Here is an 11,326-nt window from a genome sequence, read left to right on the forward strand (position 1 = left end):
ATTTTATCCTCGTTCAGATAAAAATCTTCAGCGAAATAAAGGTTACGTATTAATAGTTTTCTCGATGTTGTGACAGGATATTTAAGAGCGCTATCTTAATCCTGCAAGAATTGTTGCAGCTAACCTAATGACAGGCAAGGTAACAAACCCGCCATTCTATATTTTTAAGATTAATATTAAATGAATTAACAGATGATTTTAGGATTTTATTGATGTTGACAATATTTATTTACTCCACTCCACCTGCGATATTTCCTAAATATATTCTTGACATTATTTAGTTTCCGACAGAAACATTACGGCTATTTTAAAGTTATTTTATAGCCGCGTAACAAAGATAAATTGCTCTGCGGCATTGCATTTTTCCGCCGTATTATCCATGATCGAATTGTGACAATTGTCATATTACAGAAGGTATTGCTCTTACTATGGAATGGATTGCCGATCCGTCAATTTGGGCCGGACTGGTAACGTTAATCGTTATCGAACTTGTTCTCGGCATTGATAACCTGGTCTTTATTGCCATCCTCGCTGAAAAACTACCGCCGGGGCAGCGCGACCGCGCGCGCATTACCGGCCTGATACTGGCGATGATCATGCGCCTACTGCTGCTGGCGTCAATCTCGTGGCTGGTCACCTTGACTAAGCCGCTCTTTAGCGTACAGGCATTAAGCTTCAGCGCCCGCGATCTGATTATGCTGTTCGGCGGCTTCTTCCTGCTCTTTAAAGCCACCATGGAGCTCAACGAACGGCTGGAAGGGAAAGATAGCGCCAACCCTACCCAGCGTAAGGGGGCGAAATTCTGGGCGGTGGTCGCGCAAATCGTGGTGCTGGACGCTATCTTTTCTCTCGACTCCGTGATTACCGCCGTGGGGATGGTCGATCACCTGGCGGTCATGATGGCGGCAGTGATAATCGCCATTAGCCTGATGCTGCTCGCCAGCAAGTCACTGACCCGATTTGTGAACAACCATCCCACCATTGTCATTTTGTGTCTTAGCTTCCTGCTAATGATCGGCTTTAGCCTGGTGGCGGAAGGGTTTGGTTTCCACATTCCGAAAGGGTATCTGTACGCGGCTATCGGCTTCTCGGTGATGATCGAGGCGCTCAACCAACTGGCTATTTTTAACCGCCGCCGTTTTCTTTCCGCTAACCATACGCTGCGCCAGCGCACAACGGAGGCCGTGATGCGGCTGATTAGCGGTAAAAAAGAGGATGCCGAACTGGATGCGGAAACCGCCGCGATGCTGGCAGACCATGACGACAGCCAGATTTTTAATCCGCAGGAGCGCAGGATGATTGAGCGGGTGCTGAATCTCAACCAGCGCACCGTAAGTAGCATCATGACGTCGCGTCATGATATCGAGCATATCGATCTCAACGCGCCGGAAGCGGAAATCCGCGCTCTGCTGGAAAAGAACCAGCATACGCGTCTGGTCGTGACGGGTGAAAATGAACAGGAAGATTTACTCGGCGTCGTCCACGTCATCGATCTGTTGCAACAATCGCTGCGCGGCGAACCGCTCAACCTGCGGGCGCTGATTCGCCAACCGCTGGTTTTCCCGGAAACATTGCCGCTGCTGCCTGCGCTGGAGCAGTTCCGTAACGCCAGAACCCATTTTGCCTTTGTCGTAGATGAGTTTGGCTCGGTTGAAGGCATTGTGACATTAAGCGATGTCATGGAGACTATCGCCGGTAATCTGCCGAATGAAGTCGAGGAAATTGACGCCCGCCACGATATTCAGAAGAACCCGGACGGTTCCTGGACAGCAAACGGCCATATGCCGCTGGAGGATTTGGTGCAGTACGTGCCGCTGCCGCTGGATGAAAAACGGGAATACCATACGATTGCCGGATTATTGATGGAATATTTGCAGCGCATACCGCAAACCGGTGAAGAGGTTCAGGTGGGTGATTATTTGCTGAAAACATTGCAGGTAGAAAGCCATCGAGTGCAGAAAGTGCAGTTAATTCCGCTCCATAACGGCGAGCCAGCCCCGGAGATGTAACGTCTGTTCGCCTGCCCCGGCCTGCTTACCAGGCAGGCCGGAGGCGCGTTAGCCTCGCCATCCGGCACTCCTCTTTGGCCAAAAACTACAGCTTATCCAGCAGTTTCTTCACATCTTTACCGTTACGGGTATCTTTATTGCGATCCGCCCAGTCGTTGAGCCGACGCTTCGCCTCATCCTGTAAATGCTTGCGCAATAACTGATCCACTTGCAGGGTATAGTTCAGCTCCTGCCACTTGCCATAGACGCGCAGCGGCACCGGCGTCTCTTTCAGGAAGGTGATCAGGTTGCTATTGCCGTTCCATCCGCCCAGCACACGCAGATTAAATTGCGTATCACAGCTCTGCTTAACCAGATCCAGCGTTCCGCTGCCGGTTAACGCCAGCATAGAAGATTGCCCGACCATGTCGTCGAGCGTCAGCGTGCCCTTATTTAGCGTCAGATCGGTCGTGAAGCGATCCAGTCGGGTCGCGTTGTCCATATTTTCCTGCGACTGCTGCGCGTCGCCGCCGCTTCGCTCTACGGCCTGCTGCACCAGTTGTTGGAAATTCATTCCTTCGAGGCGCGTATTGCTCATGTCAACATGCGCTTTTCCTTTCCAGCTATGGCGAAACGCCTCCGCGTCAATATCCGCCCCGGAGAAATCGCCAACCAGCGACATCTTACCGGTCAGGCTAATCGGATAATTGAAGGCTTTCAGGATAGTCCCAATCTCAACATGGTTGAGGCGAGGGTGGAATTCGATGCGCGGACTGGCGGTGCGGGCGTCAAGCGTGCCGGGCAGCGACATCTCTCCGTCGGCCAGTTTCCCCTGCAACTCGGTGATATCCAGCAATCCGGCCTGATTAGACATCTTCGTCGAAACCTGGGTAAAGTCCATTCCCCGCCAGCGAACTGAATCCGCCTGTAAAGCAATCTCCGCCGTAAAGCTTTGCAGCCCCTGATAAGGCGGCGCACCAACACGCGACGCGATAACTGGCCTGGTCAGGGGGAGCGTATTTTGCCCCTGCGACACCGCGCCGCCCGTCTGTGCCACGGTGCTATGATGCGGCAACAGGTTGTCCAGATTAAGCTTGCTGGACTGGAGGTCAATTTGCCATTCCGGCTGCTCCGCCAGCGTTACCTGAACATGCCCGGTCAGAGAACTGTCATTCGCCGTTAAATTTAAGTGGTTAAATGAAAGACGTTTTTGCGCCTCCTGCCACTGCGCCTGCAGTTGTCCCTGCCCCTCAATCCCCTGCGCCGGTAGATCCGCGCCCTGCAATTGCCAACGCAGTTGCTCAATACCCGCGGTTAAATTATGCGGATAATCGGAAACATCCACCGTTCCGCTGAATGATAAAGCAAGATCCCGCTGATCGCGGTTCACGCGTCCCGAAAAATCAAACGTGCCGCGATGCTCGGCATCTTGTTCCATATTCAGACGAATATCGCGCACCGTGACCTGATCATCATTTTCATGCTGGAAAACCAGCACGCTGTCGGCAACGCGCAGGCTACGAATATCAAACGACCAGCCGCGATCTTCCGCTACGTCCGGCAAGGTATTATCTTTCGGCGCGACCGGCGCATCATCGCTGCGTACCGCTTCCGTTTGCGGCGTCAGTTGAATCACCCCGCCTTTCAGCATCACCTGCTTAACATGAAGCTGATGACTCAATAGCGGCCATAAAGCGACGTCCAGGCGCATATTGTCAGCCCGCACCAGCGGTTCGCTGGCGCCTCGCGCCGTTAGCGTCATTCGCCCGGAAAGGATGCTGAGTTGCGGCCATACGTGCCAGCGCAGCGGCCCGTCCAGTTGCAACTGATATTCACTACGCGCGGCAACCTGCTGCACCATATAGGCGCGGAAATCATTCGGATTGACCAACAATACCAACGCAGAGAATCCGGCCACCAGCACGACCAGGAGAATCATCAGCGTCGTCAGAAATCGTCTCATGCTACCCTCAATGGACCGGCAGTATTGCGCCGAATGGCTCAGTCTTTATCAATCCGGCTGGCAACAGCGCCCTGCTGATCGCGATATTTGGCATCCTGACGGCGGTTATAAGGCCGCGCCGCCGGACCGGACAGCGGCTCAAAGCTCAGCGCGCCGATGAGCATACCCGGACGCAACGCCAGCGGCAGCTTCCCGGAGTTGTAAAACTCAAGCACAATGCAGCCCGACCAGCCGGGATCGATACGGTGCGCCGTCACATGCACCATCAGTCCCAGACGCGCCAGCGAGGAACGACCATCCAGCCAGCCCACTAAATCCGGCGGCAGGGTAACGGATTCAAAGGTGACAGCCAGCGCCAACTCGCCCGGATGCAGATAAAATGCCTCGCCGTCCGGCAAAACGATTTCATCGCTCATCACGCGATCCAGCGCCGCGCTGACCTCATCTTTCGGCCCGCTCAGATCGATAAACGCCGCCGTATGGCCACGGAAGGTTCGAAATTTATTGCCAAGACGTACATCGACCGTCGCGCCGTTAATGCGCTCTACGGGAGGTCGCGGGGTGATAGACAAACGGCCTTCATCCAGCCAGGCTTCAATATCTCGGTCGCATAAACGCATGGCACTTTCTCCTTTCGCGCATCAAGCCCTTAAATCAAGCACATCAAGGGCTAACCAGGTTATCACTGAACGGTACACAATTCGCCAGATTTATTCAAAGAACTGGCTGATTTTCGCTTTCAGAATATCAATAGCGATGCGGTTTTTACCGCCGCGCGGCACGATAATATCCGCATATTGTTTGGAAGGCTCAATAAATTGCAGGAACATCGGACGCACCGTTTTCTGATATTGCGCCATCACCGAATCCATTGAGCGACCACGCTCGTTCACATCGCGTTTGATACGGCGCATCAAACAGATATCCAGCGGCGTATCGACAAAAATAGAGAAGTTCATCTCTTCACGCAAACGCGCGTCGGTCAGTAACAGAATACCTTCAAGAATAATCACTTTCTTCGGTTCTACGCGAACCGTTTCCTGCATACGGGTATGCTCAACATAACTGTATACCGGTAATTCAATCGCCGAACCGCGCTTGAGCGCCTGAAGATGCTGAAATAGCAGGCTGTGATCCATCGCATTCGGATGGTCATAGTTGGTTTTTACGCGTTCTTCCATCGACAGATGGCTTTGATCTTTGTAATAACTGTCTTCGGGAATAACGCCAATATGTTCGTCACCCACTTGTTCACGCAATTCGCGGTAAAGGGTACTGGCAATAAGACTCTTGCCGGAAGCCGATGCGCCAGCGATACCGATAATGACGCACTGATGAGACTGATCAGTCATAAATTTAGCGACCTGATTAACCTGGATGTAAGGAAGGGGGGCGCCGAAACGCCAAACGCGGCAATTATAGGGATTTCAGCAGCGCGATACCAGTCCGGCGCTATGCCACGGTGAATTTGTTGGCGGCGCATTCGACGTCGCGACGTAAAAGCGTTCAGTTTTAACGCGGACAGCGGATTTATCGACCCGTCTGGAGGAGGAATACGCCGGAAGCCACAATTTATATTCAGCCAGCGTATAAATCATTACGCGTTTATACTAGCATAATCACAGAGTAAACTGACACGTCCGGTATTCCGCGACGTTACCGGCGATTCGGATAGAGTGGTAATGAGTAAACCATCCCAACATGTTTTCGTTACCGTCCCCCACCCGCTATTGCGTCTGGTCAGTTTAGGCCTGGTCGCGTTTGTCTTTACGCTCTTTTCGCTCGTATTATCGCGTGTCGGCACCCAACTCGCGCCGCTGTGGTTCCCCACCTCCATTATGATGGTCGCGTTTTACCGCCATGCGGGCCGTCTGTGGCCTGGGATCGCGGTCGCCTGCTCGCTCGGCAGCATCGGCGCCTCACTGACTTTATTTCCTGCCGCCTCGCTTAACTTTAGCTGGACGGCAATAAATATTATCGAGGCGGCCACTGGCGCGATACTGCTGCGAAAACTGCTCCCCAGCTACAACCCCTTACAAAATTTGAATGACTGGTTTCGTCTGGCTATCGGCAGCGCCGTGATTCCGCCGCTACTCGGCGGCCTGTTATTTTGGCTGATAGCGCCGGAAGCGGTCGCCTCGAAAGCGTTTCTGATTTGGGTATTATCGGAAGCCATCGGCGCGCTGACGCTGGTGCCGTTAGGTTTACTGTTTAAACCACACTATCTGTTGCGTCATCGCGACCCGCATCTGTTGCTGGAAACGCTATTGACGCTGGTCATTACGCTGGCGCTAAGCTGGCTCGCTATGCGCTATATTCCGTGGCCGTTTACGTGCGTTATCGTCCTGTTGATGTGGAGTGCGGTGCGCCTGCCGCGAATGGAGGCGTTTTTAATTTTTTTAGCTACCGTTATCGTGGTCTCGCTCATGCTGGCCAATGACCCCACGCTGCTCGCCACGCCGAAAACCGACGTGATGGTCAATATGCCGTGGCTGCCTTTTTTAATGATCCTGCTGCCTGCCAATATGATGACGATGGTGATGTACGCGTTTCGCACGGAACGCAAACATATCACCGAGAGCGAATCCCGCTTTCGCAACGCGATGGAGTATTCCGCCATTGGTATGGCGCTGGTCGGTACGGAGGGTCAGTGGCTACAGGTCAATAAATCTCTGAGCCATTTTCTTGGCTATAGCCAGGATGAATTACGCACGATGACATTTCAGCAATTGACCTGGCCGGAAGACCTGAATAACGACCTTGAACAGCTAAACATGCTGGTGCGCGGCGACATCAATAGCTATTCCATGGAAAAACGCTACTACACCCGCAACGGCGATGTCGTCTGGGCGCTGCTGGCCGTCTCGCTGGTTCGGCATAAAGACAATAAGCCTCTCTATTTTATTGCTCAGATTGAAGATATTAACGATCTCAAGCAAAGCGAGCAGGAAAACCAGCGGTTGATGGAGCGTATTACACAGGCGAACGACGCGCTGTTTCAGGAAAAAGAACGGTTGCACATCACGCTTGACTCTATCGGAGAAGCGGTGGTGTGTATTGATGTCGCGATGAATATCACCTTTATGAACCCGATCGCCGAGAAGATGAGCGGCTGGCGGCAAGAGGATGCTTTAGGCGCGCCATTATTAACGGTTCTGCGCATTACGTCAGGTGATAAGGGGCCGCTGCTGGAGGATATTTATCGCGCCGACAGGTCGCGATCGGACATGGAACAGGAGATAGTGCTCCATTGTCATAACGGCGGTAGCTACGATATTCATTACAGTATCACGCCGCTCAGTACGCTTGACGGCGATAAGATTGGTTCGGTTCTGGTTATCCAGGACGTTACCGAATCACGAAAAATGTTACGCCAGCTCAGCTACAGCGCAACGCATGACGCCCTCACCCATCTTGCCAACCGCGCCAGTTTTGAAAAACAGCTTCAACAGCGCCTGCAAACAATACAGGAATCGTCTCAACATCATGCGCTGGTGTTTATCGATCTGGATCGTTTTAAAGCGGTTAACGACAGCGCGGGACATGCCGCCGGCGACGCCTTATTGCGCGAGCTCGCGTCACTGATGCTCAGTATGCTTCGCTCCGGCGATCTCCTGGCCCGTCTGGGGGGCGATGAGTTTGGCCTGTTGCTGCCGGATTGTAATAGTGACAGCGCGCGCTTTATCGTGACGCGGCTTATCAACGCCGTTAATGAATATCACTTTATGTGGGAAGGACGCCTGCATCGGATCGGCGCCAGCGCCGGAATCACAATGATAAATAAACATAACTGCCAGCTCACAGAGGTCGTGTCTCAGGCCGATATTGCCTGCTACGCCGCGAAAAATAGCGGTCGCGGCCGTCTGACCGTGTACGAACCGCAGCACGCATTAACCTCCTCAAAGGGAATGATGCCGCTGGAAGAACAGTGGCATATGATTAAAAATAACCACCTGCTAATGCTTGCCAGAAACGTCGCGCCGCCGCGTACGCCGGAGGCCACCAGCTTTTGGCTGGTCTCACTCAGGCTGTGGACCAGCGAAGGGGAAGTGATGGAAGAGCGCGCGTTCCGGGCAGGATTAGCCGACTCCGCGCTGCATCACGCGCTTGACCGACGAGTATTCCATGAGTTTTTCCACCATGCGGCGACCGCCGTCGCCAGCAAGGGATTAAGCGTTGCGCTGCCGCTGTCCGCCGCAGGATTATACAGCGCGACCCTTATTGATGAGCTGCTGGAACAACTGGAGCATAGCCCACTGCCGCCACGGTTATTACATCTGATTATCCCGGCTGACGTTATCGTTAAGCAGGCGCAGACCGCCGCTGCGACTCTGCGAAAACTGCGACAACGCGGCTGTCAGGTGATTCTCAGCCATGTCGGGCGCGATTTACAGCTGTTTAATTTACTGACCCCGCATATCGCTGATTATTTACTGCTGGATAGCGACCTTATCGCCAACGTTCATGAGAGTTTAATGGATGAAATGCTGACCTCGATCATCCAGGGACACGCCCAGCATCTGGACATCAAAACGCTCGCCGGGCCGGTACAAAACCCACAGGTGCTGGATACGCTCTCCCGTATTGGCGTGGATCTGATTTATGGCGACACTATCGCCGAAGCGCAACCGTTGGATTTGTTACTGAATACCAGCTATTTCGCTATCCATTGACGGTTGCCAGCCGTGGGTATACCAGATATGCAGTAGCGCGTAGGAACGCCACGGTTTCCAGCGCTCCGCGTAGCGACGGATCTGCGCGGCCGTCATCCCGGCGAAGCGCTGCTTAATTAAGTAATCGTCGGGTAAAAAGATATCTTTTGCCTGCCAACCGCGCAGGGCGAAATAGTTCGCCGTCCAGCGGCCAATTCCCGGAAACGTTTGTAAATTTTTAACGCTCTGCTCAATATCCGACGGCGCGGCGAGCGCCAGTTTTCCCGCCAGCGTCGCCTGCGCCAGATGAATCAGCGCTTCGGCGCGCCGCAGCGGCATCCCCAGAGCTTTAAGCGCCAGCGGATCGGCCAACGCCAGCGTTTCCGGACCGGGAAAACAGACATAATCGGGCGCATCCGGCAACGCCTCGCCATAGCGGCGCGCCACTTTCGCCGTCAACCTTGCCGCCATCGCGACACTCACCAGTTGCCCCAGTATCGCCCGCACGCCTTGTTCAAACGTATCAACCGATCCCGGTAAACGCAGCCCCGGTCTGTCCTCGCCCAGTGGCCCCAGCACGGCGGCAACCTGCGCGGGCTGGCAGTCAAGATCAAACAGACGCGAAACCTTCGCCAGACACGCCGGCGCGACGGGAAGTAATCCGGCGCTCACGCTAACCTGCACAGTGTGGGTGGGCAGATGGGGCCTCACGCTGACCAGTCCGCGATGCTCGCCCACCACCAGGCTGCGCGCATAAAAGCCCTCGCCTACTGTTTCCACGCCGTCCACCGCACGCGCGGCAAGAAAGCCCAACATCCACGACCAGTCGTAAGGCGGCTGCCAGCTCAGGGTAAACATACTTTTCTCCTTTATTTGACCTTTCAGCATAAACGCTAATCGCACGTAACGCCTTGCTTTCATATTCCAGTTGTCGCCGCGACGACATTTCGCTAAAGTCACGCCCCTTCTTCACTGGCATGGGGATTTTAAGGTGTTTATAGGATTTGATTACGGTACGGCAAACTGCTCGGTCGCCATTATGCGCGACGGGCATCCACAGTTGCTGACAATGGAGAATAACAGCGCATTACTGCCGTCTATGCTGTGCGCGCCGACGCGCGAGGCGGTGAGCGAGTGGCTGTATCGCCATCATGATGTGCCGGCAACGGATGAAGAAACCCAGGCGCTGCTGCGCCGCGCGATACGCTACAACCGCGAGGAAGATATTGAGGTTGGCGCGCAAAGCGTACAGTTTGGTCTGGCGTCGCTGGCGCACTATATTGACGATCCCCAGGAGGTCTGGTTTGTCAAATCGCCGAAATCCTTTTTAGGCGCCAGCGGCCTGAAACCGCAGCAGGTCGCGCTGTTTGAAGATTTGGTCTGCGCCATGATGGTACATATTCGTCATACGGCGCACAGCCAATTGCCGGAGGCCATTACCCAGGCGGTAATCGGTCGCCCGATCAACTTTCAGGGACTCGGCGGCGATGACGCGAACCGCCAGGCGCAGGGTATTCTGGAGCGGGCGGCAAAACGCGCCGGTTTTCAGGAGGTGGTATTCCAGTATGAACCGGTTGCGGCGGGCCTGGACTACGAAGCTACGCTGCGGGAAGAGAAGCGTGTGCTGGTCGTGGATATTGGCGGCGGCACCACCGACTGCTCCATGCTGCTGATGGGGCCGCAGTGGCGTCAGCGCGCCGATCGTGAAAACAGCCTGTTGGGGCACAGCGGTTGCCGCGTGGGCGGAAACGATCTGGATATCGCGCTGGCCTTTAAAAATCTGATGCCTTTGCTGGGCATGGGCGGCGAAACCGAAAAAGGCATCGCCCTGCCGGTGCTGCCGTGGTGGAACGCCGTGGCGATTAACGACGTCCCGGCGCAAAGCGATTTTTACAGTAGCGCGAATGGTCGTCTGTTGAACGATTTGGTTCGCAACGCGCGTGAAGCAGACAAGGTCGCGTTGCTGCTCAAGGTCTGGCGCCAGCGGCTTAGTTACCGCCTGGTACGCTGCGCGGAAGAGAGCAAAATCGCCCTTTCCGGCCAGGCGGATATTACGGCGAGGCTGCCATTTATCAGCGACGACCTGGCGGTCGCTATCAGCCAGCAAGGACTGGAAGCGGCGCTGGATCAACCGCTGGCGCGTATTCTGGAACAGGTGCAACTAGCGCTGGACAGCGCGCAGGAAAAACCGGATGTCATCTATCTGACCGGCGGCAGCGCCCGTTCGCCATTGATTAAAAAAGCGCTTTCCGAACAGCTACCGGGCATACCCGTCGCTGGCGGCGATGATTTCGGCTCCGTCACCGCAGGACTGGCGCGCTGGGCGGAGGTTGTTTTCCGCTAAGCGCCTCGCAAGCTCAGTGCTGATGGATTGACATTATTCTTGATGTGGCTTAACGTCAGGAGTGAGGGTAAGGGAGGATTCCTCCTCCCCCTGGTGTCTTAGTAAGCTGGTAGGCTAATCACTAAGAGTATCACCAGTATGATGACTACCTTCATCATAACCCTTTCCTTATTTTGGCCCCTTCCTCGGGAGGGGCTTTCCCGTTTCAGCGTCCTGCTGAAATCGGTGGCTTACCTTCATTGCCGTGCCGCCACTTTACCGCACTCCGGCGCGTTAACGATTTTCACTGATGAGAGTTGCGTAGCGCCTCGCAAAGCGAGTCGCCATTCAGAATAATCCCGACCGTGTTCCATAATTCCTCCATTTTTCTCCCTTCCCT

General features: G+C 54.4%; 8 protein-coding genes. 3 read left to right on the plus strand and 5 right to left on the minus strand.

Annotation, left to right across the window (positions count from 1 at the left end):
* Positions 1–428: 428 nt before the first annotated feature.
* Positions 429–2,009 carry a TerC family protein gene (locus tag J4614_RS05820; RefSeq protein ID WP_079964604.1) on the plus strand — a complete coding sequence of 527 codons (1,581 nt, stop codon included), beginning with the start codon at positions 429–431 and terminating at the stop codon, positions 2,007–2,009.
* A gap of 85 nt (positions 2,010–2,094) precedes the next feature.
* Here J4614_RS05820 and asmA read toward each other — a convergent pair whose 3' ends face one another.
* The 3 genes from asmA to udk all read right to left on the minus strand — a co-directional run bounded on the left by asmA (position 2,095) and on the right by udk (position 5,303).
* Positions 2,095–3,951: an outer membrane assembly protein AsmA gene (gene asmA / locus J4614_RS05825; protein WP_208293089.1), complete on the minus strand. Its 1,857-nt coding sequence runs from the start codon at positions 3,949–3,951 to the stop codon at positions 2,095–2,097.
* Between the two features lie 38 nt (positions 3,952–3,989).
* A complete protein-coding gene (gene dcd / locus J4614_RS05830) occupies positions 3,990–4,571 on the minus strand; it encodes a dCTP deaminase (protein ID WP_001234783.1) in 582 nt (193 codons plus the stop codon).
* Positions 4,572–4,661: 90 nt separating this feature from the next.
* The gene (udk, locus tag J4614_RS05835) at positions 4,662–5,303 is read right to left on the minus strand and encodes a uridine kinase (protein ID WP_000132082.1); all 642 of its coding nucleotides are present in this window, start codon (positions 5,301–5,303) and stop codon (positions 4,662–4,664) included.
* A 330-nt stretch (positions 5,304–5,633) separates the two neighbouring features.
* Here udk and J4614_RS05840 point away from each other — a divergent pair, with 330 nt between their 5' ends.
* The gene (locus J4614_RS05840) at positions 5,634–8,624 is read left to right on the plus strand and encodes an MASE1 domain-containing protein (RefSeq protein ID WP_079964603.1); all 2,991 of its coding nucleotides are present in this window, start codon (positions 5,634–5,636) and stop codon (positions 8,622–8,624) included.
* Here J4614_RS05840 and alkA read toward each other — a convergent pair.
* The gene (gene alkA, locus J4614_RS05845) at positions 8,592–9,461 is read right to left on the minus strand and encodes a DNA-3-methyladenine glycosylase 2 (protein WP_000494715.1); all 870 of its coding nucleotides are present in this window, start codon (positions 9,459–9,461) and stop codon (positions 8,592–8,594) included. The genes J4614_RS05840 and alkA overlap by 33 nt on opposite strands.
* A gap of 133 nt (positions 9,462–9,594) precedes the next feature.
* Here alkA and yegD point away from each other — a divergent pair, with 133 nt between their 5' ends.
* On the plus strand, positions 9,595–10,947 hold the full coding sequence (gene yegD / locus J4614_RS05850; protein ID WP_000469623.1) for a molecular chaperone: 1,353 nt from the start codon (positions 9,595–9,597) through the stop codon (positions 10,945–10,947).
* Positions 10,948–11,045: 98 nt separating this feature from the next.
* Here the strand turns inward: yegD and J4614_RS05855 are convergent, their stop codons facing one another.
* Positions 11,046–11,105 carry a type I toxin-antitoxin system Ibs family toxin gene (locus J4614_RS05855; RefSeq protein ID WP_105887528.1) on the minus strand — a complete coding sequence of 20 codons (60 nt, stop codon included), beginning with the start codon at positions 11,103–11,105 and terminating at the stop codon, positions 11,046–11,048.
* Positions 11,106–11,326: the final 221 nt, after the last annotated feature.

Source organism: Salmonella sp. 32031103-2018-00083-FB-01-SM-01, from assembly GCF_017571995.1.
Lineage (GTDB): Bacteria > Pseudomonadota > Gammaproteobacteria > Enterobacterales > Enterobacteriaceae > Salmonella > Salmonella enterica.

Bases quoted from the DNA above. Each gene is read 5' to 3' on its own strand.
- J4614_RS05820 (WP_079964604.1), top strand. From the start codon at position 429: ATGGAATGGATTGCCGATCCGTCAATTTGGGCCGGACTGGTAACGTTA.
- udk (WP_000132082.1), bottom strand. From the start codon at position 5,303: ATGACTGATCAGTCTCATCAGTGCGTCATTATCGGTATCGCTGGCGCA.
- asmA (WP_208293089.1), bottom strand. From the start codon at position 3,951: ATGAGACGATTTCTGACGACGCTGATGATTCTCCTGGTCGTGCTGGTG.
- J4614_RS05840 (WP_079964603.1), top strand. From the start codon at position 5,634: ATGAGTAAACCATCCCAACATGTTTTCGTTACCGTCCCCCACCCGCTA.
- alkA (WP_000494715.1), bottom strand. From the start codon at position 9,461: ATGTTTACCCTGAGCTGGCAGCCGCCTTACGACTGGTCGTGGATGTTG.
- dcd (WP_001234783.1), bottom strand. From the start codon at position 4,571: ATGCGTTTATGCGACCGAGATATTGAAGCCTGGCTGGATGAAGGCCGT.